General features: G+C 59.1%; 18 protein-coding genes. 8 read left to right on the forward strand and 10 right to left on the reverse strand.

Annotated elements, in window-relative coordinates; translation table 11 throughout:
• Window position 1: 1 nt before the first annotated feature.
• A complete protein-coding gene (lpxD, locus tag G494_RS0102995) occupies window positions 2-1,051 on the reverse strand; it encodes a UDP-3-O-(3-hydroxymyristoyl)glucosamine N-acyltransferase (RefSeq protein WP_028583340.1) in 1,050 nt (349 codons plus the stop codon).
• A gap of 326 nt (window positions 1,052-1,377) precedes the next feature.
• Window positions 1,378-2,550, reverse strand: coding sequence for an exo-beta-N-acetylmuramidase NamZ family protein (locus tag G494_RS0103000; protein ID WP_028583341.1), 1,173 nt, complete (start codon window positions 2,548-2,550; stop codon window positions 1,378-1,380).
• A 25-nt stretch (window positions 2,551-2,575) separates the two neighbouring features.
• Here G494_RS0103000 and G494_RS27865 point away from each other — a divergent pair, with 25 nt between their 5' ends.
• On the forward strand, window positions 2,576-2,707 hold the full coding sequence (locus G494_RS27865; protein WP_269746546.1) for a hypothetical protein: 132 nt from the start codon (window positions 2,576-2,578) through the stop codon (window positions 2,705-2,707).
• A 20-nt stretch (window positions 2,708-2,727) separates the two neighbouring features.
• Here G494_RS27865 and G494_RS0103005 read toward each other — a convergent pair whose 3' ends face one another.
• From G494_RS0103005 to G494_RS0103025, 5 genes are all read right to left on the reverse strand, one after another.
• The gene (locus G494_RS0103005) at window positions 2,728-3,633 is read right to left on the reverse strand and encodes a DMT family transporter (RefSeq protein WP_035245200.1); all 906 of its coding nucleotides are present in this window, start codon (window positions 3,631-3,633) and stop codon (window positions 2,728-2,730) included.
• Window positions 3,634-3,896: 263 nt separating this feature from the next.
• On the reverse strand, window positions 3,897-5,081 hold the full coding sequence (locus G494_RS0103010; RefSeq protein ID WP_028583343.1) for a DUF2332 domain-containing protein: 1,185 nt from the start codon (window positions 5,079-5,081) through the stop codon (window positions 3,897-3,899).
• A gap of 268 nt (window positions 5,082-5,349) precedes the next feature.
• Window positions 5,350-6,411: an ABC transporter ATP-binding protein gene (locus tag G494_RS0103015; protein ID WP_035245202.1), complete on the reverse strand. Its 1,062-nt coding sequence runs from the start codon at window positions 6,409-6,411 to the stop codon at window positions 5,350-5,352.
• A gap of 2 nt (window positions 6,412-6,413) precedes the next feature.
• The gene (locus tag G494_RS0103020) at window positions 6,414-8,057 is read right to left on the reverse strand and encodes an ABC transporter permease (RefSeq protein WP_232362464.1); all 1,644 of its coding nucleotides are present in this window, start codon (window positions 8,055-8,057) and stop codon (window positions 6,414-6,416) included.
• Between the two features lie 58 nt (window positions 8,058-8,115).
• The gene (locus tag G494_RS0103025) at window positions 8,116-9,120 is read right to left on the reverse strand and encodes an extracellular solute-binding protein (RefSeq protein WP_028583346.1); all 1,005 of its coding nucleotides are present in this window, start codon (window positions 9,118-9,120) and stop codon (window positions 8,116-8,118) included.
• 331 nt (window positions 9,121-9,451) lie between these two features.
• Between G494_RS0103025 and G494_RS0103030 the strand changes: the two genes are divergently transcribed.
• The 4 genes from G494_RS0103030 to phnX all read left to right on the forward strand — a co-directional run bounded on the left by G494_RS0103030 (window position 9,452) and on the right by phnX (window position 12,603).
• Window positions 9,452-10,222 (forward strand): urease accessory protein UreH domain-containing protein, encoded by a 771-nt coding sequence (locus G494_RS0103030; RefSeq protein ID WP_028583347.1) that lies wholly within the window; start codon window positions 9,452-9,454, stop codon window positions 10,220-10,222.
• Window positions 10,223-10,241: 19 nt separating this feature from the next.
• Window positions 10,242-10,655, forward strand: coding sequence for a MarR family winged helix-turn-helix transcriptional regulator (locus G494_RS0103035; RefSeq protein WP_028583348.1), 414 nt, complete (start codon window positions 10,242-10,244; stop codon window positions 10,653-10,655).
• Window positions 10,656-10,741: 86 nt separating this feature from the next.
• Window positions 10,742-11,470, forward strand: coding sequence for a GntR family transcriptional regulator (locus tag G494_RS0103040; protein ID WP_028583349.1), 729 nt, complete (start codon window positions 10,742-10,744; stop codon window positions 11,468-11,470).
• 302 nt (window positions 11,471-11,772) lie between these two features.
• Window positions 11,773-12,603, forward strand: coding sequence for a phosphonoacetaldehyde hydrolase (phnX, locus tag G494_RS0103045; protein ID WP_028583350.1), 831 nt, complete (start codon window positions 11,773-11,775; stop codon window positions 12,601-12,603).
• Between the two features lie 139 nt (window positions 12,604-12,742).
• Here the strand turns inward: phnX and G494_RS0103050 are convergent, their stop codons facing one another.
• Entirely contained in the window at window positions 12,743-13,489 is a 747-nt protein-coding gene (locus G494_RS0103050; protein ID WP_028583351.1) for an N-acyl homoserine lactonase family protein, read from the reverse strand.
• Window positions 13,490-13,600: 111 nt separating this feature from the next.
• A complete protein-coding gene (locus tag G494_RS26595; RefSeq protein WP_153305740.1) occupies window positions 13,601-13,804 on the reverse strand; it encodes a hypothetical protein in 204 nt (67 codons plus the stop codon).
• A 952-nt stretch (window positions 13,805-14,756) separates the two neighbouring features.
• On the opposite strand from G494_RS26595, the gene G494_RS0103060 reads away from it, so the two are divergent.
• From G494_RS0103060 to G494_RS0103070, 3 genes are all read left to right on the forward strand, one after another.
• Window positions 14,757-16,100 carry a phosphatidylserine decarboxylase family protein gene (locus tag G494_RS0103060; RefSeq protein ID WP_028583353.1) on the forward strand — a complete coding sequence of 448 codons (1,344 nt, stop codon included), beginning with the start codon at window positions 14,757-14,759 and terminating at the stop codon, window positions 16,098-16,100.
• 191 nt (window positions 16,101-16,291) lie between these two features.
• Window positions 16,292-17,326 carry an RDD family protein gene (locus tag G494_RS21640; protein WP_051305320.1) on the forward strand — a complete coding sequence of 345 codons (1,035 nt, stop codon included), beginning with the start codon at window positions 16,292-16,294 and terminating at the stop codon, window positions 17,324-17,326.
• Between the two features lie 114 nt (window positions 17,327-17,440).
• Complete coding sequence (locus tag G494_RS0103070; protein WP_028583354.1) at window positions 17,441-18,019, forward strand: class I SAM-dependent methyltransferase; 579 nt, start codon at window positions 17,441-17,443, stop codon at window positions 18,017-18,019.
• Window positions 18,020-18,524: 505 nt separating this feature from the next.
• Here the strand turns inward: G494_RS0103070 and G494_RS25035 are convergent.
• On the reverse strand, window positions 18,525-20,621 hold the full coding sequence (locus G494_RS25035; RefSeq protein ID WP_161629927.1) for a methyl-accepting chemotaxis protein: 2,097 nt from the start codon (window positions 20,619-20,621) through the stop codon (window positions 18,525-18,527).
• Between the last annotated feature and the right edge of the window lie 550 nt (window positions 20,622-21,171).

The raw sequence follows: 21,171 nt of genomic DNA on the forward strand, positions 1-21,171 counted from the left end.
ACTATTCTTCATCTCGCTTGACCAGTCCACGCAGGCGATCGATCTCCTTACGTAACCGGCGAACTTCTTTCAACATCTCCGGAAGCCGGGTCAGGGCGGCCGCCGCCCTGCCCCACTTCTTGACATCGATGGCCGGGATACCGCCGATCATGGCCCCCTTGGGCTGGCTGTTATGGACTCCGCCCATGGCCGCCACCATCACCCCGTCATCCAGATGGACATGGCCGGTGACTCCGGCCTTGGCACCGAGAACCACACTGCGTCCCAGGGTGGTGCTGCCGGCAATGCCGGTCTGGGAGACCAGTACCGAATTCTCCCCGATCACCACATTATGGGCCACCTGCACCAGGTTGTCGATCCGCACCCCGGACTTGATCCAGGTGGTGCCAAAGGCTGCCCGATCGACGCAGGAGTTGGCCCCGATCTCCACATCATCATCGATCCGGACCGTCCCCACCTGGGGCTTGGTATAGTGCGTGCCCTGCTCATCGCTGGCAAAGCCAAAACCTGCACTGCCGATCACCGCCCCCTGGTAGATGGTAACCCGCCTGCCGATCCTACTCTTTTCGGCAACGGTGACGTTAGCATGGAGCACCGAGTCATCGCCGATGGTGACATCGTCGCCGATGACCACCCCGGGATGGATGGTCACCCCTTCGCCCAGCCGGACCCGATCGCCGAGACAGACCAGGGCTCCGATGGTGACCGCCTCGGGCAGCTGACAATCGGAACCCATCACTGCCGAGCCATGGACTCCCTTTGCCTGGTAGGGCTCGGCCAGCAGCAGCTGGTGAATCCTGGCCGCAGCAATATCCGGCCGTCTGACCGCAATGGTGGGGATCGCCTGGGGAGGGGTGCCCTGGGGAACGATGCAGGCCTCGGCCCTACAGGCGCTGAGTTGGTCACATTTTCTGCTGTCCTGAAGAAAACTGATTTCACCGGGACCAGCCAGTTCAAAGCCGTTTAAGGCGCTGATTTGAACACTTGCATCCCCGTGAACCTCGCCTTCCACATAGTCAGCCAACTGGCGGATGGTGTACACCTGTGCCACAGCCTGATTCTCCTTATATCCTGATAGTAGCTGGGCTGCACACCATCTCCCTGGATGGGGCAACCCGATGAACGGTTGGTTCCACTTCCTGGCAGCACCTCCCCCCATGCCTTGCTCGCCGGTGCCTGCCCGACAGGAGCTCTCCAGCCAAGGTACCCTCAGGCCCAGGGGGACCTCCCCCGGAGCAACAGCAAAGAGCGCCACAGCCATAGGGCTAATAGTTGGTTACTATTAAAGAGTAGAGTGTTTGAGCATGACGCCGGGCTTGAGCGGAATGGCCTTTTGGGGACAGGCGCTTGACAGCGGGCTCGACCTTAGCCTATTTCTCAGCCATCGTAAAGAAAAACAGCAGCCCGTTTCCGCTCAAAGTCGTTCAATCCCTGTTGCCAGGATCGCTCCAGTTCACTCACCGCCACCCCCTCTTCCAAGGCCCGCCGGATCCCTTCGCTGCCGATGATCATATCCATGGGCAGCCGCTCATACTCATACTCATAGGGAGGTTCTTTATAGGAAAAATCCTGGGGATAGAGCCTGAGCAGGGCCTGGAGCAGGATCAGGCTGGTGCGGTAGGGTTTGAAGCGACGCTGATCGCTGACATGGAGCTGAAAGCCGACACAGCCCTGGCCGGCCCACTTGCCAGAGGTGGGCTCAAAGACCAGGGGCCGAAGCAGGCAGCCCGGCAGCTCGGCCGGATCCAACAGCTCCAGCACCTCCTGGTGGCTGAGATAGGGCGCACCAAAGATCTCAAAGGGCATGGTGGTGCCCCTGCCCTCGGAGACCATGGTCCCCTCCCAGAGGACCTGGCCGGGATAGACCAGGGCCGTGGCGGCTGTCGGCATGTTGGGCGAGGGAAAGACCCAGGGAAAACCGGTCTCTGCAAAGTACATCTCCCGGCGCCAGCCCTGCATGGGAACCACCCGCAGGCGGGCATTGATCGCCAGTTCCAGGTTGCAGAACCGGGCCAGTTCCCCCATGGTCAGGCCGTGGCGCATGGGAATGGAACAAAGACCGACAAAGGATCGACAGTCTGGCTCCAGGAGGTTGCCCTCAACCTCCTGACCGTTGATGGGATTGGGCCTATCCAGGACCGCCACCTCCACCCCGGTGGCCGCAGCCACCTCCAGACAGTGAACCAGGGTCCAGATAAAGGTATAGACCCGGGTGCCCACGTCGACAAGATCCACCAGGAGCAGGTCAATCTCGCTGAACATCTCGGGATAGGGTTTGCGGGTCTCGCCGTAGAGGGAGTAGACCCGCAGACCGGTATGGGGATCGACAGCATGGTCTGACTCGATCATATTATCCTGTTTCTCGCAGAAGAAGCCATGCTGGGGCGAGAACATGGTGGTCAGTTGCCCGGGAAAGGCCTGGATCAGCCGGTCTCGACTGTGGACAAAGTTTCGATCCGTGGACGCCTGGTTGGACAACAGGCCCAGCCGTTTCCCCTCCAGCCAGTCAGGGGAATCCTGGCAGAGGCGTTCAATACCGATGGTAATCACAGCGCACCTCAGGTGATAAAGATTGATGAATCAGGTGATCCCGGCAGGAGCCGAACCCTCTGCCGCCAGCCGGGGCTCTCCCCTGGATGCCACCAGGGGCCAGACAAATCTAGTCAACCGCTGCCATTGCGTCAAGTGCGTCAAGTGCGTCAAGTGAACCCTGATCCCTTGCCCGCCTCAATGTGCAAGCCTGGCCCGGCGCCGGGCCAGGCTCACGTTGGCACTGAAGATCAGGAGGGCACCGAACCAACCGCTGAGGGAGAGCATGGGGTCCGCTACCAGGAGCGGACCCAGAATGGCTGCCAGGAGGATACGGGTCGAGGAGATCACCGCCCCCTCCACGGCCGTGACATAGAGGAAACCGTAGGTGAGCAGGTATTGCCCTGCCACCCCGGCAACCGAACAGCTGAACAGAAAAAAGAGTTCCCTTGGATTGGGCAGAAACAGGGAGCGGTGAAAGAGCAGGGCCATGATCAGGGCGCCCAGGCCGAACATGAAGAAGAGAATGGTCTGGGAAGAGTGGTATTTCCTGCTGAGGTTGAGATAGATAATGGCAAAGGCCGCGGTAAAACCGGAGGTGAACCCCCAGATATTATGCAGGCCGGTACCCACTCCGGAGGCCGCCCCCGAAGGGGCAAGAACCATCCAGACCCCGACAAAGGCGATCAGCACGATGCCCACGGCCACGCCGTCGCGCTGCTCCCGGATCAGGACCCAGGAGAACAGGGCCACAAAGAGGGGGTAGGTCATGTTGAGGATGTTGGCCTCGGCCACCGAGGCCACCTCCACGGCCTTGTAAAAGCAGAAGACCGCGATGCAGTTGGCCACGGTCCTGCCCAGAAGATAGTGGTAGCGGCTGGGCCGAAGGGGCTCTCTTTTCCAGGCCATGGTCAGACAGACCGCCACAAAGCCCAGGAGAAAACGGCTGAAGACAAAGAAGGAGGTGTCAATGGCCACATAGGGCTGGGACCAGCGGATGATCAGGGTGGCCAGATAAAAACAGAAGGCCGAACCAAAGACCGCTGTCCAGCCAAGGAGCTGTTGCCGGGAGAGCCGGTTGACGGCCAAGACCTGGGTGTGCATAACGATATTCCTACCAAAAAGAGCTGTACGAGCCAGAGAGGCCCTGCTGTTTGTTTATCTTGTGGCTACTTGGAAAAATGAGATTTTTCGATCCAGACCAAGGCATGAAGAAAAGTGTACCCCAGGCATCTATTGGATATTCCGAGGATATAATTTTCGCCATGACACAGAGATTGGAAGAAAAAGCACCTATTCATGCCAGCCTGGTCTCAGTAAAATCGAGGGCGCCTGCAAAGGGTGCATGGTTCAAGATCCCCGCTGATTCACGCTGTTGTCCAGAAACTGAGCCACTGCTCCATCCCCGGCAACCACCAAACCGTGCTCCCATGGGGATGGCACCAGCCCAGGTCCCAGTGGTGATGGCGCCCCTGCTGCCAGAGGTCGGCCTGCCAGAGCAGCCAGCCCAGCTGCGGCGGCCGCAGCCCAGCCGGGCCGGCCGGGGCAATATCCAGCTGCAGCCAGAGAACCTCGGTTGCGTGCTTACCGGCCCAAGCCGCGATCAGCGGCCGGAGGGAGGCCCCCTTATCGGCCAGATAGCGGCTCAGGTAACTGGCATAGAGCACCACCGGGCAGGAGGGCTCTGCAGGGAGCTGTTCCTCCAGAAAAGGGGTCAGCTCTCGGGGCAGATCCGCCGGCAAGACCCTCAACCCACCCTGCCGGCCCTGGAATCGGCGAAAGGCCTGGATGCCCTCCTCCAGGCGGGCCAGCCGCTCCACCTGATCGCCCCAGATAAAGGCTGCCAGGGAGAGTTCGTCCTCGCGGCTGGAGAGCGGCCAGGGGGCGAGATCACATCCCAGGCGGGAGCTGATCTGCGGCAGCCGCTCCTGGCCGACCCAGTTGCCCGGGGCAGAAGAGCAGGCCACCTGAAACTGGGGAGCCTGCCCCCGGCCCAGGGCCGCAAAGGTCTGGCCTGAGCGGATGTCCCGCAGCTGGTAATGGCGCTGGTCTGCCAAGAGATTCAAACCGGCACTGGCCCCCAGCTCCACCAGGCGGACCTGCTCCCAGGGGAGAGAGGCCAGGGGCACCAGCCAGCAGAGGCCCCGACCGGTCTCGTTGGTCTGGACCGTGGCAGTGCTGATAAAGCGGGTCAGCTCCTCGGCTGCATCAAGGATGGTCCGGCTGAAGAGCGACTCCAGCTCAGCTCCATCGCCGCCAGCGGAAAAACGACCGCCTGCTGTGGGAAAGAAGCCGGCCAAGGCTCCTGCCTCTGGTCGTCCGGCCAGCACCAGCCGGTGCACCCCGGCCATGAGGAGCATGGGCACCTCAAAGGAACTGCGTCCCCTGCTAGCTGCAACCAGCCAGCGGCTGACAGGGTGATCAGCCTCTGTAAGCCAGCCCGCGACCATGCCGTTTAAACGGGCATAGAGTGGCGAGACCTCAAGGGAGAAGGACTGCTGTTTACGGAATCGATGGCCCAGACGCTCCTGAAAGCTATAGGTCGCAGCCATCGGCTCCTCCTGATCGTGCCATTGCCGGCGATGGCCAACAACGGGGGAGAGTCCGAGCATTCATGATCCCGCTTTCATACTCCTCCTGGAGCCACACTGCAACAGAGATCATCCCCAGGGACGCACCAGAAGAGAAGAACCAGGTCCAAAGGGGAGGGCACTATTGCCGAAAAAATGAAGGGGGCAGCCCCTGACAAGGGCTGGAGAGAGCCGGGAGGGGACAAGCAGGGAGGAGCAGAGATCCCCGGGGATCCCTGGTCTTCCCTGCTCAGGCAGGCTCCTGGGGAAAGATCACCAGGTTGTCAACCTCGGCAACGATACCGATCCACTGACCGATACCATGATTATGATGGCTGGAGACCAGGGCCTGGCACTGCTCACCGGAAGTCAACTCCAGCTGATAGAGGATGGTGGGGCCACGGAAGGATTTGTGCACGACCCTGGCCTGGATCTCGGCATCCTCCACGTGGAGCACGTCTTCGGGGCGTAGCAGCAGATCCACCCCAGATCCCGAGCTGCAAGGCAGGGAGAGGTCGCCACGGAGGACTCCCAGCCCACAGCGGACCGTGCCCGGCCCCTCAACGGTTCCTGAGATCAAGGTGCCGTCGCCGACAAAGGTGGCCACCGCAAGGCTCGCCGGCCGGTGATAGATGTCATGGGCCCGGTCCCACTGCTGGATCGCCCCTGCAAACATCACCCCAATGGAGTCGGCCACTGAAAAGGCCTCGTGCTGGTTGTGGGTAACCAGCAGGGCCGTGGTCTGGAGACTCTTTAGGATATCGCGCACCTCAACGGTCAACCGTTCCCGCAGAAGGGCGTCCAGGTTGGAGAAGGGTTCATCCAGGAGCAGCAACTCCGGCTCGGGCGCCAGGGCCCTGGCCAGGGCGACCCGCTGCTGCTGACCGCCCGAGATCTCATGGGGATACCTGCCGCTCTGCCCAGCCAAGCCCACCAACTCCAGGAGTTCGGCCACCTTGCGCCGCCGCTGTCGGCCGGGCCGGTTACGGATGCCGAAGGCGACATTATCCGCCACACTGAGGTGAGGGAAGAGGGCATAGTCCTGAAAAACCATGCCAATGGTCCGCTTCTCCGGGGCAAGATGACTCGTCGCGGTCGAGACCGTGGTCCCGTCGATGATCACCCTCCCCTGATCAATGGACTCAAAACCGGCAACCACCCGCAGCAGGGTGGTCTTGCCGCAGCCGCTTGGCCCGAGCAGGCAGCCGATCTCACCCTTTTCCAGGGAAAAGCTTACCTCTGCGGCGACCAGGTTGGGGCCAAAGGATTTACAGACCCCCTCTAGCTGCAACAGGGATTTCTGGTCTGACATGATCATTTCTCCGTCTGACGAATGAGCAGGATTACCGGCACAATGGAGGCCAGGACCAGATAGAGCCCCGGTAGGGCGGCCCGCTCCCACTCGCCTTCACTGGTCAGTTCATAGATTTTTATTGCCAGGGTATCCCAGCCAAAGGGCCGGGTCATCAGGGTGATGGGCATCTCCTTGACGATATCCACCATCACCAGGATGGCTGCAGTCAACAAACCCCTCTTCAAGAGGGGGAGATGGACCAGCCAGATGAGGCGGCTCCCCTGGACCTTGGCCAGGGCTGCTGCCTCATCCAGGCTGGGATGGATGGCCTGCATGGCGCTGTCCACGGCCCCGAAAGCTGCGGCCAGAAAGCGGACCATATAGGCCATCAACATCACCAGCAGCGTTCCCTGGAGCAGAGGCCCGCTTTTCAGGCTGAATATGCCCAGCAATATCCCCTGGATGGTCTGGTCGATCCAGGCAATGGGCAAAAAAATACCCACGGCCAAGACGGTACCGGGCAGGGCGTAACCGATGGTGGAGACCTTGCAGAGCAACAGGTTGGCGCGAGTGGGTGAGCGCCGCTTGGCATAACTGAGCAACAGAGCGGCTCCGCAGGTCAGCAGGGCCCCGCCGGCACCCAGGCAGAGGGTCTGCATCGACTGGGAGCTGTAACGAGGCAGGCTCCCTGCCCCGGCCGATTCCAACACCCAGAGGCCAAGCTGTACAAGGGGCACCACAAAGGCCAGGGCCACCACCAGGGCACAGTAGCAGCTGGCTGCCAGGGCCGGGATTCCGCTCAGACGGACCCGACCATGCACCCCGCCGCTCTTGGCTCCTTCATAGTAACGCATCCTGGAACGGTACGAGGCCTCGACCACCACCAGGAGCAGGGCAAAGACCACCAGCACCGAGGCGAGCTGCGCTGCAGCCTGGAGCGAGAAGAAGCCGAACCAGGCCTTATAGATGGCCGTGGTAAAGGTATCGTAGTTGAAAATCGACACTGCCCCAAAATCGGCCAGGGTCTCCATCAGGACCAGGGCCAGACCACTGACAATCCAGGGTCGGGCCATAGGCAGGCTCACTCGCCAGAAGGCACTCCAAGGGGAGCTCCCCAGGGTCCGGGCTGCCTCCATCAGGACTCTGCCCTGACCCAGGAAGGCGGTGCGGCTCAAGAGGTAGACATAAGGATAGAGGCTCAGGCTGAGCACCAGCACCACAAAGGGAGTGCTCCGCACCTCGATGATGGTCCGCTCCCAACCGGGAAGGGTGCGTAAGCCGGTCTGGAGCGGTCCGCTGAAATCCATCAGCCCCACAAAGATAAAGGCCATCACATAGGCGGGAATCGCCATGGGCAGGGTCAGGGCCCAGGAGAAAAAGGAGCGCCCGGGAAAGGAACAACCGCCGGTGAGCCAGCCAAGGGATACCCCCAGCAGGGCGGTCCCTGCCAGCACGCCACTGCTCAGCCAGAAGGTATTGAGCAGCAGGCTTGGCAGCATGGTCCCGGCCAGGTGCATCCAGATCTCCCGGTCCGGCCGGAAGACCGAACCGAGGATCACCGCCAGGGGCAGCAGCACCACCCCGGCCAACAGAGCGGCCGCCAGCTGCCAGCGATTCAGGCAAGAGAAGAAGGACCGCTGCATCTTCCTGGCCATCATGCCCATGACCGCCCCCCTGGCTGTTGCAGGCGTGTTGTCGTCGACCTTACCCGGGTTGAGCGCATCACTTATAGTTGACCCGATCCATCAACTTGATGGCCTCGGCCTGGAGTTCGCCGTAGCGGGCGACATTCATCGGGTTGGCAACAAAACCGCCCCACTCCTTGACCAGGGGGTCGACCTCCACCTGGGCATTCACCGGATACTCCATGTTCAGAGCGGCAAACTGCTGCTGGGCCTCGGTTCCGGAGAGCCACTCCAGGAGTTGGAGAGCCGCCTGCCTATGTTTGGCATGGGCGGTGATGCCAGCTCCGGAGACGTTGACATGGACCCCGCTGCTCCCCTGATTGGGCCAGAAAATAGCCAAGGGGAGATCAGGCTGTTTCTTGAGCAGACGCCCAAAGTAATAGGTGTTGACGATGGTCACATCGCCAATGCCTGCGGCCACGGCCTCGAGTGCCTTGGTATCGTTGGCAAAGGGATCAGCGGCCAGGTTGGCAACCCAGCCGGCGACCATGTTTTCCGCCTCCTGGGGACCATGGTCGGCAATCAGGGAGGCCACCAGGGACTGGTTGTAGACCTTTTTCGAGGTCCGCAGCACCAGCTTGCCCTTCCAGGCAGGATCTGCCAGCGCCTCGTAAGTGCTCAATCTATCGAGCACTCCGGCCCTGGTGTTGTAGACCAGGGTTCTGGCACGCACAGAGAGGCCAAACCAGTTCTGGCCCGGATCACGGAGATGGGCCGGAACATTTTCCGCCAGCACCTTGGAGGCCACCGGCTGGAGTACACCCACCCGGGCGGCACGCCAGAGGTTGCCGGCATCGACGGTGATAAAGAGATCAGCCGGAGTGTTCTCCCCCTCCGCCTTCAAACGCTCCAACAGGGCTCCTGCCTTGCCGGTGATGTACTTGATCTCGACCCCGGTCTTCTGGGTATATCGATCAAACAGAGGCTTGATCAGATGCTCCTTGCGGGCAGAATAGACCACAATCTCCTGCCCCCCTGCCGAACCAACCGCAGGGAAGATAACCCCCATCAATAACAGGACCATTAATAAACGGGATAACATATTCTTCTCCTCAAATAATGTAGAGCTACAAGGCACGGTCACAACGAGCCGCACAGTTAAACGCCCCTCTTAAAGTTCAGGCACCCTAACTTTAAACCTTGCCTTCCGTCAACAAAATACCACCATGTGGCAGACTTTTTCCCTGCTTCCTATTTTGCCGCTCAAGTATCTCGCCCGTCAAACTTCTTGACAGACGAAACAGATCCTGTATCCTTGCACCAGTCTTAAGCTGACTGAATATCTCTGGAGAGCTGAACAAACAGGATCCCTGGCAGGATCAGAACCACTACCCCTTGCCGAAAGGCGAGTCTCAGAAGAGGAGATCAAGATCATGGAACTACAAACCTTGCTGGCGGCAGCCATCCAGTCCAGCTTTCTGCTGGGCCTTCTCCATGGCGTCAACCCCTGCGGCCACTCCTGGCTGGTGCTGGCGCCCTTTGTATCCGGGGAACGCAACGGCCAGCGGGTCACCCTGCTCACCACCACCTTTGTCACCGGAACCGCCCTGGCCTGCCTGGCCCTGGGCGCTACCCTGGGCGCGGTATCCCAACTGCTGCCGGTTTCCCTTGGTCTCTGGGTGGAGTCCGTTACCTCGGTGCTCCTGATCATCATCGGCCTGCTGCTGCTCTACCGGCCCCAGATCCTCCACAATCACGACCATGGGCACGACCATGGGCACGGTTGCCATCACCACGACCACCACCATCATCACCATGATGACCATCATCTGCAGCACCACCCTGCGGGTTTACTCAGCAGAATCAAAACAGGGTTCAAGGCGCTGACCCCCAACAGAAAATCCCTGCCGCTGATACTCTTTGTCATCGGTTTTATCAACATGATCGTCCCCTGCCCCACTGCTGCGGTGATGTATGGTTATGCCCTCCGTTCGGGCAGCGTCCTCACCGCGCTCCTGGTCTTCGGGAGCTATGCCCTCTCCACCGCCCTTGCCGTGGGCGGGGTGATCTTCCTGATCTTCAAGGCCACCACCATGGCGGCATCCCTGCAAAAAGATTGGGTCGAACCACTGATCATGCGGCTGGCAGGGTTTGTCATTCTGGTCTTTTCCGGGTATGGTCTGCTCCAGACCGTAACCGTGTAATCCAGGAGAAGCGACCATCATGTCCATCGAGCACCTTTCACACCAGTTAATCGAGTTTTACGATAAGATTTCTTCATGGGAACACTCGGTGGTCAAGGAGAGCGGCCTCTCCCCTGCCCAGATGCATACCATCGAGGTCATCGGCCACCAGCAGAACCTGCGGATGAAGGAACTGGCAGAACGGTTGGGGGTGACCACCGGCACCCTCACCGTGGGGGTGGACAAGCTGGAGAAACTCCAGCTGGTGGCGCGGAAGCCACATGAAACCGACCGGAGATCGTACCTGGTGGTGCTCACCGATCAGGGCAAGGCCATGTTTGAGGAGCACCACCGCTTCCACAGATCCTTTACCCACGAGATTTGCCACAGCCTCTCGGGCGAAGAGATCGAAACCTTTTCCAGCCTCCTGGGGCGTGTCCTCCAGGGGATGTAAACACGCTTCTCCAGAGAAGGTGGCCAGGTGGAAGCCTTGAGCCAACGGCAGAGCATCATCAAGCTACCCATCCCTCCCCAGCCGAGATGAACCGCAGCAGCGAGGCACTGCCCCTCTATATACAGATCGCCGAAGGACTGAGCGAACAGATCGAATCCGGCGAACTGGCCCCCGGGACCCGCCTCCCTGCGGAGCGCCAGCTCAGTGCATCTCTGGGCGTGACCCGAATGACCCTGCGCCAGGCCCTGCAGATCCTCACCGCCGAAGGGCTGGTGGAGCGACGCCAGGGCTCGGGAAACTATATCGCCCAGGCCAAGATCGAACGGACCACCAGCCGCTTGAACCCCTTTACCGCAGGCATGGAGAAGAACGGCCTGAACCCTGGAGCAGAGGTGGTACTCAGCGAGCAACGGCCGGCCACGAGTTCCCTGGCCGCCAGGCTACGGCTGCCGGTCTCCTCGGAACTCTACTACTGCCATCGGCTTCGCCTGCTCAACCACCAGCCCAGCATGCTGGAGAAATTTTACCTGCCCACAGCCTTTTTTCCGGGATTCGAGCAGCTTGAGCTCACCGACACCTCGGTCTATGCCCAGCTGGAGGCCCACTACGATGTCCGGATTCAGCGGGCGGAACAGTCCATCGAGGCGGTTGCCGCCTCTGCATATGAGGCAGGGCTGTTGCAGATCCCGACCGGGACACCGCTGCTCCTGGAACGACGGGTATCCTTTGACCAGGACGACCGAGCGGTGGAGTATGCCAAGGACCTCTACCGTGGCGACCGCTTCAGGTTCCTCCTCAGCACCAGCAGCGACTGAGTCCCAGCCGCCCGGATTGCCCCCGACACACCGCCCCCCCCTGCTGCCCGCAATTTCCTTTGACATCAGCAACTCCAATGGGTACCCTGCCACCACCTTAAATTGGTATAGACCAATTAAACCCTGACCCCAGACAGCGAGCCCCATCAGCAGCTGAGTTATCCGGAAAAGGGAAGCGGCAGGGGCCCCGCAGCAACACAGCTGTCGGCTGCGGATCTCCCATCACTATCAACAAGCGAACAGATGCCATCAGGCTCTGCAACCATCGGAGCGACGAGATATCGAGAGAGGAGTAAAAGACCATGGACTACAACTACACCAGAAGCTATCACGGCAGGGTTCAGCTGGTGGTCTTTGACTGGGCCGGCACCACGGTGGATTTCGGCTGCCAGGCACCCATTGTCGCCTTTGCCGAGGGCTTTCGCCAAAAAGGGATCGAGATCAGCATGGCCCAGGCCCGCGAACCCATGGGCAGGGAAAAACGGGCCCATATCCGGGCCATCACCGAGATGGACGAGGTGGCCCGCGCCTGGGAGGCGCAGTATGGGCGCCCGGTGAGCGGAGAGGACATCGATGAAATGTTTGACGACTTTGTCCCCCTGCTGCTGCGCATCCTGCCTGACCACTCCCAGCTGATCCCGGGGGTCAGCGAGGCCATCGCCAGCCTGCGCGAGCAGGGAATTCGGATAGGGGCCTCCACCGGCTACTTCAGGGAGGCTGCCGATACCGTGGCAGCGGCTGCCGCCGTCCAGGGCTACAGACCCGATGTTGCCATCTCCTCAAGCGAGGTCGCGGTGGGCAGACCTGCGCCCTGGTTGATCTACCGGATCATGGAGGAGCTCAACATCCATCCGGCCGCAGCGGTGGTCAATGTGGGGGACACGGTGGTGGACGTGGAGTCCGGGCTCAATGCCGGTGTCTGGAGCATCGGGGTGGCGGCCACCGGCAACGAGACCGGGCTCTCGGCCGAGGAGTTTGCCCGTACCCCTACAGCGGAACGGCAGGCCCTGGTGGCCGCTGCCAGAGAAAAACTGCTCCGGGCCGGGGCCCACCAGGTGATCGACACCATGGAGGAGCTCCCCGGGGTGATCGAGTGTATCAACGGGCAGCTTGGCCGGGGCTGCAGCCCTTAAAACCGTCGCAGCAGAGGCCCCCCTGCATTGACTCGGAGTTCTTTGGATTCCCGGCTGATGCCGGGGGAGCGGATCAGCCTGTAGCCATCTCCCTGCTGCCAGATCCAGGATCCCCAAAATTCAACGGACCTGGCACCACTCAGGGAATGCTATCCAGGGCAGCAAAGGCCGGTTCATGGAGGGGCAGGAGGATATCGGCCATCTCCCTGATCTTGAGCATGATATCATAGGCCTCAGAGGCATTGACCAGGGTGCCGGGGGGAATCACCTCCATCTCCATGGCCCGGATCTCCCTGGGCGGCTCAAAGTTCTCCCGGATCACGCAGAAACCGGTGATCACCGCCCTCCCCCGGGCCGTGTCGATGGCCACACTCATGCCGCCGTCGGTATGCACCGGGGTATGGAGACAGCGAATCCCGGGCACCACCTGGGTATCGCCGCTCATGACCCGGAGCTGCCCCCGCTCCTCCACCTCCAGGATGTAGTCCTCCAGGTAGCGGAAATCCAGGGGATGGGGGTCGTGGATGCGGTTGAGCTCCTTTTCGTGGACATAGATCCTGGCCCTGCTGCACTTGTAGTCATTTTCACAGTGATCGTTGTGCAGATGGGTGTGGATGACGATATCGATATCCTCCGGGCTGAGACCGAACCTGGCCAGGCCCTGTTCCAGGGTGTAGATCCTACCGCCGATGGCCTGCTCCCTGGCCTCGGACTGGATCGGGCTGATCTCGCCGGTATCCACCAGGATATGCTCATCCCCGCCCTTGATGTACCAGGCATAGATGGGGATCGTATAACGCACTCCCTGACCATGCTGGTAGGTCATCATGGACTTGTCAAAGACCTTGCTCCCCACCACCATGGGATGAATGGTGTAGTTGCTCATAGCTGAGACCCTGCCTCCTCTTGGTTGGTTTGCAGAGGGACATCCCGCGGCCTACGACCAGCGCCAATCAGGGGAAATCCCACCTCTTTAACGACCCGGGTTAAGGAAGGGTCATCTCCGGCGACCGCCAAAGCCACCACCGCCCCGGCCCTTACCGCCGCCGCTACCGTCCCGGCGTCCCTGTCCGCCGCCCCGGCCCAGCCCCCTGCCGCCTCCGCCATTACAGGCGGGATTTCCCGGTTGCTGCTGCCGTCCCCCTGCCTGCTCATTTTCAGGGTTTCCCTGTTCCGGTACCCGAGCTTGTTCCTTTTCCATAGCCAAACCTCCTAGACCTTGAGTTGTTATCGTTGTCCACAAAATAGGAGGAGGCAGCCCCTATGGCAGCCGGACCATTTCAGCCCCTAAGCCACGATGCTGCAGCCCTCACCAGTTAATTTTGTGCATATACACAGCTGTACCCCCAAAGGAATCAATTGGCAAAGACTATTATCAGAAAAAAAGCAGGAGCCACCGCACAGCAGTCATGCCCCCAAGGCCCAACAACGATCACTCCCGCAGCCAAGAGAAAACCAGGGGCTTGCCCACAGCCAGCCCCACAGAGACAAGCCACTGATTCATCATTTAAAACAGAGGACAGCCGGTACCATTCCCAGCTGAACCCATCATCTGGCGCAGGCAGCAGATTATCCAAGGAGCCCAATCGCCGGAGGCCCATCGGGAAACCAGGTTGTTGAACAGCAGAGAAGAAGGGTAAAGGCTGAAACAAAGCTCGCCTTTCCCTCGCTCTTCCCTCGACTTCCCCTCGACTATCATGCCTTGCCCCCGGGATTCATGCATGAAAAGCGAAGCAGCGATGAGCCCAGGTTTCCTTTTCTCTGCTCCGGGATTAGTGCTATAAGGGTAGTATCTTCTCGGGTAGGTAAGGGAACCTTGAATATCTCCAGCTCCCCCCAATACCATCTTTCAGAAAACAGAATATCCGCCCACCAAACTCAACAAGGTTGCCCAGCGAGGGGCTGGATAACAGCGTAAACCCGGGAAGGATCCCCCATAAATGACAACCGTTCCCACTGAAACAAAAAAAGAGTTAAAAAAACAAGGGCTGAAAGGATAAAGGGCAAGGCCATCTGCACCAGGGAAGAGCACAACGATTCCCATGAAGGGCATCGACAGAGGCCCCAGCGGCCCGGCTGCCCGAGCCCGTGATGAAGAAACCCAGGCACCTTCCAAGCACCCTAGCAGACGAAACTCTCCGGAGGCAGACGACATGAAAAAGAAAATCCTTATTCTTCTCACCGCCGTAACACTGAGCCTTGGCTGGATCTTTCCAGGCCAGCAGGCGGCAGCTGCTGCACCAGCGGAAACATCGGCACCCTACCTGGTCGGCCCGTGGCTGCCCACGGATCAGGCCTTCTTTGATCAGTGGCTGAGCAAGGTGGTCCAGGGAACCGCCACCCCTGACGCCCCCCTCTTGCCTGTTATTCAGGAATTCAAGGAACTCATCGAAGAAGACCCGGAGCTCTACATGCTGTTTAACCAGATGTTTGCCCAAGTGGTAGCCCCCCCCTCCTCCAGCCATGACCCCAGCGGCAGGCCCCAGATCCGCGACTACCGGCAGATGCTCCAGGTCATGAACCGCCTGTTGACCATGGCGCCTGCCTTCAACCAGACCGGCCTGGTCGGCTTTCCCATCAATGCCATCCTGGACCGCCCCATGGCCACCCCTGCCGGAACCACCGTCTTTTTGAACGACAAGGTGAACCGCCAACTGAAAAAGATCCTGAACCAGTGGGCCGTCTTTCTGGGCTCCGCAGAGTCCCGCTATGTCTTAAACGACCATCCCGAAAACGGCTGGTTCGGGCGCGATGCCAAGGCGGCGATGCCTGGCTTTGAGGAGGACTTTATCTGCGATCCCGCTGCCCCCTTTCACGGCTTTTCCTCCTGGGACGACTTCTTCACCAGGCAGTTCCGGCCGGGTCGGCGGCCGCTGGCCGGCCCTGAAGATGATGCGGTCATCGCCAATGCCTGTGAATCCGCCCCCTACAGGATCCGGAGCGGGGTGAAGCTTAGGGACCGGTTCTGGATCAAGGCGCAGCCCTATTCATTGCAACACATGCTCGCTCAAGATCCGCTGGCCGAACAGTTTGCCGGAGGCACGGTCTACCAGGCCTTCCTCAGTGCCCTCAGTTACCACCGCTGGCACAGCCCTGTGAGCGGACGGATCGTCAAGACCCGCCTGATTGACGGCTCCTACTATGCCGAGGCCCTGTCCGAAGGCTATGACCCGGCAGGCCCCAACAACTCCCAGGGCTATATTACCCAGGTGGCCTCCAGGGGTCTGATCTTCATCCAGGCCGACAATCCGGAGATCGGCTTGATGGCGGTGATGTTTGTGGGCATGGCCGAGGTCTCCTCCAACGAGATCACCGTCTTTGCGGGGCAGCATGTGCGCAAGGGAGACCCGCTGGGCACCTTCCACTTTGGCGGCTCCACCCATACCCTGATCTTCCGACCAGGGGTGAAGCTGCAGTTCGACCTCCACGGCCAGGTCCCGGGGCTGCACTCCAAGAACATCCCGGTCCGGGCACGCATCGCCACAGTGACCAACTAAGCCGCCGCTCACCGGAGTTCTTTAAGAAGAGTTCCGGTGACCATTCTGCTGGTTGCCCCCAGACAGTGTAACCTCTTTTGCAGCTTCCTCTACGCCGCCCTGGCCCCATGACCACGGGGAGGCGAGTGTCTCTCCTTTGAGCCTGAGGAGTTGCCGCTTTTAAGTGGCAAGGATAAACAGGAAAGATCATCATGAACTTTGAGATTTGCGGATTTTGGCGGAGGATCGGAGCTTTTTCCATCGATGGCCTCATCTTAGGTGCAGGCGGCGTCTTGCTCGGGCTCTTTCTAACCGAGCAACTGGCCGCTCTCGGGGCCTGGGGCAGGGGCTTTGGCTTTATCCTGGCGGGTCTCTATTTCGGCCTGGGCAACAGCCACCTGACCAATGGCCAGACTCTTGGTAAACGATTGCTTGGGATCAAGGTCCTCGCTCGCCATGCCCACTCCCTTTCGATCCCCCAAAGCCTGCTTCGCTATCTGATCATTGGAATCCCGTATTTTCTTAACGGGGCACGGCTAAGCGGCAATGCGCTCCACAGCGGCTGGATCTACCTCCTCTCCCTGTCTGTTTTTGGCCTCGGCTTTTCCATCGTCTATCTCCTGATCTTTAACCGTCGTACCCGCCAATCCCTACATGACCTGCTTGTCGGCAGCTATGTTGTGAAAAAAGAGGGGCACAGCGATACCCCTGCCAAGACCGTCTGGCCCGTCCACTATGCTATCTGCGGAATCTTGGTCATCGCTTCGCTGGCACTCCCTTATCTCACCGCCAGATTAGCTCAACGGGATCAGTTCGCCCAACTCCTTGAAGTACAAGCCCGGGCAGAGACCCTTGCTCCGGTGACACACGCCTCTATCAGTAACGGACAAACCACCTTTACCCCCTTCAGTGGCACTCCAGCAACCACCACCTATATAAGCTGCCAGGTTTACCTGGACAAGAATACGACCGACAATGAACCACTTGCAGCAGAGATAGCAGATATTATTCTCTCAAGCCATGGGGAGGCGGAGCTCAAAGACCTGATCCGGATCACCTTGACCTATGGCTACGATATCGGCATCGCCTCCTTCTGGCAGAGCAAGCAGTACGCCTTCAGCACCGAGGAATGGCGAGTCAGAGCCAAACAGGCCACTGCCCCTCAATCGAGTTCCACCGAGCCGCCTGCCCCCCATGCTCTCCTGGGGCCGGGAAAAAGGAGAACAACACCTTGCCCCTTTAGCTGAAGAGTTTTATTTACTGCCTGGTATATTGCATCCCCACCCGCCAGTAAATCCATCCATAGCGCGGCCGAGCGATCCCCCTTGCTCCCCGGCCGCCGAGCCTGAAGGTGATAGACCTTGACAGAAAAAAAGTTTGACCCCAAAAAACTCGAAAAACTCAACAATCCCCAAAGGCTGGTCGATATTCCTCCGGCTTATGTCCTGGAACGGCTTAACCTGGTACAACCTGAGGTCCTGGTTGAGATCGGCGCAGGGACCGGTTTCTTCAGTATAGCCTTCCTTCAAGCAACCCAGGCCGCACAGCTCTATGCCTGTGAGATTTCTGAGCCGATGCTCGACTGGATGAGAGAGCAACTGGTCCCCGACCACCCCGAGATCATCCCTGTCCTGACCAAGGACGAGGCCATCCCCCTGGCAGACGAAATCGCGGACCTGGTCTTCATGATCTGCCTTCACCATGAACTGGACCATTCCGCCCTGACACTGAACGAGGCAAAGCGTTTGCTGCGTCCGGGCGGCAGGCTGTTTGTTGTGGATTGGAAAAAAGAGGAGATGGCCCAGGGACCGCCGGCCAATATCCGCTGCACTGCCCAAGAGGTGGCTCAACAGCTACAGGAGGCAGGGTTGAGCGAGGTGCACAGCTACTCCGAGCTGGCAAAACATTTTCTGGTGGTTGCCACCAAAGCGGCAGGCTGAGGGATAGCGGCCCACAGCACCGGAATGAGCCGATCCCGGTCAGGACCAAAAAACAGGGGGGGGGGCATGGAGCCGACTTCAGACCATTGCCGCATGCTTGCCCCGGTGACTGGGGACAAGGGCAAACAAAGAGCAGGATGAACCGCTCTGACACCAAACTCCAGCAGCCCCTGCTGCTCATCCGACCGGACCCCCGGATGCGCTTCGACCTGTCGGGCCGGCCTCCCAGATACGCATCGCGCGTGGCGTGGTTTCCCAGTACCTCCGGCTCTCTCCGAATCTCCCAAAGGCCTGACCAGTCGCTGTCGCCGCTGGTTTCAAGGCTTGATGTGTCCGTTCCGACGAACAAGGCCTTGGCCCATCCCCGCGACAAATGATCTCGACCTCCCTGGCTGCTCGATCCAGGAGCCTGGCCTTGGAAGATTCGGAGAGCCCTTTTCTAGGGGACGCGCCCCCTGTCTCCTGTTCCCGAGCTTCCGGATCAGAAAACAATGGTTCCACCTTCCTATATTTTAAATCGTTGCACCAGAGCCTCTAACTGAGCTGCCAGCACGGCGAGTTCCTCGGCATTCTGTTGCACATGGTGGCTTCCCTCTTTCACCTGATTTGAGTGCTCGTTGATCCCATCAATATCACGGGTGGTATGAGCAATAACGACTGTGTTCTGGGCCACATTATCGTTGACCTCAGCTATCCCCTGGGAAGTCTGGGAAATATTGGCGGCAATTTCACCGGAGGCGGCCGACTGTTCCTCCACCGCAGTAGCTATGCCGTTGATGACATTATTGATATCAACAATCACAGCAGATATTTTTTCTATATCTTCAACCGTGCTTGCGGTGGTGTCCTGCATATCACTGATCTGATCTTTGATGTCAATGGTGGCAGCCGCCGTTTGCCGAGCAAGTTCCTTGATTTCATTGGCGACCACTGCAAAGCCCTTACCCGCCTCACCGGCTCGCGCCGCCTCTATGGTGGCGTTCAAGGCCAGCAGATTGGTCTGTTCTGATATCTCGGTAATCGTCTCTGTCACCCGGCCTATCTTAGTCGCAGATTCTCCCAGATTCGCCATCTTGACCGCGGTTGACTGGGACTGCTGGACCGCACTGTCGGCGATCACCCGCGCCTGCTCGGTGCTCTCGGCAATGTCATTGACGGTCGCTGTCATCTCCTCGGTGGAGGAGGCGATCATGTTAACATTGCTGGTTGACTCCTCCATGGCCGCGGATATTGACTGAAAGCTGCTGTTCATCTCCCCTGAGGCCGCGGCAACCGTGGATGACTTACCAAAGGTATCCTGGGCCACCGAGGACAACTGGCTCGAGACCGCAGTCAAATCAGTGGAGGCGGAGCTCAGGGATTGGGTGCTCTCTACCATGCCCTTCAGCATTTCACGGATATTGTTCACCATGGTGTGATAGGAACGCGCCAAATCGCCCATTTCATCGCCCCGCTGGCGGAAATCCTCGGGAATGTCCTTGGAAAAATCCCCCTGGGTCAGGAGTTCGGTAAAGCCGATACAGTCTTTGATCGGCCGAATGAGCCCCCGGGAGAGGACCAGCCATGACAGGGTCACGCCAATCAACGACGCTCCCAGCACAGAGAGCATGATCATTCGACTGCGACTGTTGGCAAGCTGGATCACGCGGACAGGTTGAAAGATCTCATCATCCCAGGTACCGGCACAGACAATCCATTGCCAAGGCGCAAAATAGCCGACAGCAACCGTCTTCTGACGGAGCTGAGAGTCACCTGGATTCTGCCAAGGATACTGCACCTCGGCAAACTCGCCTGGCTCCAGAGCCATGGCTCGTTTGACGAGATCCTGGATAAAGAGGGTGCCGGCACCATCCCTGGCATCCCAGATGTCTTCGCCGTCCCGCTGCCCCTTACGGGAGATAATATACTGCCCCTTGGGATTAAGAACATAGACATACCCGGTCTGGCCCACCTTGGTATTCAGGATCTCCCGTCGGAGACTTGTAACGCTTTCCTCGGGTATACCCGCATAGAGGACACCTATGATCTTTCCAGCTGTATCATGGATCGGTTCATAGGCCGTGACATACCACCTGTTGACCACAAAGGCCCGCCCCAGGTAGCGTTCCCCGGCGAGAACCTTCTGCAGCACCCTGTTGGAGCTGCCGTCACCATTCTTGACCGGAATGTAGGTACCGATAGCCCGCTTCTTGTCCAATGTTTCCACGTTGGTGGCAACGCGGAGCATGTCGCCCTGTTCATTCATCCGTTGAAATATGGTGCAGGTGCCGCCAACCAGTTCTCGAACCTTATCCACCACAGGGGAGGGCAGCGATATCTCGGCATTCTGGCCCATCCAGATGTCACCTACCATCATTTTTGGCAAACGCTCTGTGGTCCGGGCCCGGGTGAACTGGTTGATCGCCTGCCAGGCCACCGTCTCTTCACCCAATCGTACCGTCCCGGTCTGCTCCAGCACTTCCCGCGCCACATTTAAATCAGAGCCCACCTTTTCATTCAGCACTTCCTGTTGACTGGCAAGCATGGCAATAATGCCCTTGACGATGCTTTCCTGCTGGTCTTTAGCAAGTTGCAGGGTTTCAGCCTCAGAGATTTGTACCACCTGATTGCCCTGCCATAAGGCAAGGCCAGTAAGCATCAGGGCAGCCAGCATAGTTGTAGCTACCCCTGTAAGGATCAATTGCTTGCCAATCGTCATTTTTTTTAGACTGATCATGATCTTTTACTCCATGCGGTTTAGGTGGACTGTTATCTTGCCATGTATCCTACTTTTGAATTTCCAGTTTAGTACTAAAAATGAAGTCTCTACAAAGCCAGCTCCCTGTTTTTCTTACGAATCGATTACTGATCCAGAGCTGACATCCTGGAGTTCCGCTACTCTCCATACCCCATCCGCAACAGAACAAGGACAAAGTTCACAACTCCTAAACATTTTTCAGACGAGGAAAGCGACGCTAAAAGATAGCCTCAAACGGGGCCGAAAAGACTGTTGCAACATAACAAATGGTACAGCCTTCAAAAAATAAACTCAAATTGAAATAAATAAAAAACGATACGCTCTCAGGAGGAGAGCAGACAGAGTTGTCTTTGTCGGCAGGGTCAGTCCTGGCTCGGACTAAACCAACCTTTTGGATTCATATCAGAAATAACAA

It is taken from the genome of Desulfogranum mediterraneum DSM 13871 (assembly GCF_000429965.1).
GTDB classification, from domain to species: Bacteria; Desulfobacterota; Desulfobulbia; order Desulfobulbales; family Desulfobulbaceae; genus Desulfogranum; species Desulfogranum mediterraneum.

What these genes read in the sequence shown, in the direction of transcription:
- G494_RS0103015 (WP_035245202.1), bottom strand. Translation starts at nt 6,411, where the DNA reads ATGTCAGACCAGAAATCCCTGTTGCAGCTAGAGGGGGTCTGTAAATCC.
- G494_RS0103025 (WP_028583346.1), bottom strand. Translation starts at nt 9,120, where the DNA reads ATGTTATCCCGTTTATTAATGGTCCTGTTATTGATGGGGGTTATCTTC.
- G494_RS0103020 (WP_232362464.1), bottom strand. Translation starts at nt 8,057, where the DNA reads ATGGGCATGATGGCCAGGAAGATGCAGCGGTCCTTCTTCTCTTGCCTG.
- G494_RS0103035 (WP_028583348.1), top strand. Translation starts at nt 10,242, where the DNA reads ATGTCCATCGAGCACCTTTCACACCAGTTAATCGAGTTTTACGATAAG.
- G494_RS0103050 (WP_028583351.1), bottom strand. Translation starts at nt 13,489, where the DNA reads ATGAGCAACTACACCATTCATCCCATGGTGGTGGGGAGCAAGGTCTTT.
- phnX (WP_028583350.1), top strand. Translation starts at nt 11,773, where the DNA reads ATGGACTACAACTACACCAGAAGCTATCACGGCAGGGTTCAGCTGGTG.
- G494_RS0103005 (WP_035245200.1), bottom strand. Translation starts at nt 3,633, where the DNA reads ATGCACACCCAGGTCTTGGCCGTCAACCGGCTCTCCCGGCAACAGCTC.
- G494_RS0103060 (WP_028583353.1), top strand. Translation starts at nt 14,757, where the DNA reads ATGAAAAAGAAAATCCTTATTCTTCTCACCGCCGTAACACTGAGCCTT.
- G494_RS0103040 (WP_028583349.1), top strand. Translation starts at nt 10,742, where the DNA reads ATGAACCGCAGCAGCGAGGCACTGCCCCTCTATATACAGATCGCCGAA.
- G494_RS27865 (WP_269746546.1), top strand. Translation starts at nt 2,576, where the DNA reads ATGAATCAGGTGATCCCGGCAGGAGCCGAACCCTCTGCCGCCAGCCGG.
- G494_RS0103010 (WP_028583343.1), bottom strand. Translation starts at nt 5,081, where the DNA reads ATGGCTGCGACCTATAGCTTTCAGGAGCGTCTGGGCCATCGATTCCGT.
- G494_RS26595 (WP_153305740.1), bottom strand. Translation starts at nt 13,804, where the DNA reads ATGGAAAAGGAACAAGCTCGGGTACCGGAACAGGGAAACCCTGAAAAT.
- G494_RS21640 (WP_051305320.1), top strand. Translation starts at nt 16,292, where the DNA reads ATGAACTTTGAGATTTGCGGATTTTGGCGGAGGATCGGAGCTTTTTCC.
- G494_RS0103030 (WP_028583347.1), top strand. Translation starts at nt 9,452, where the DNA reads ATGGAACTACAAACCTTGCTGGCGGCAGCCATCCAGTCCAGCTTTCTG.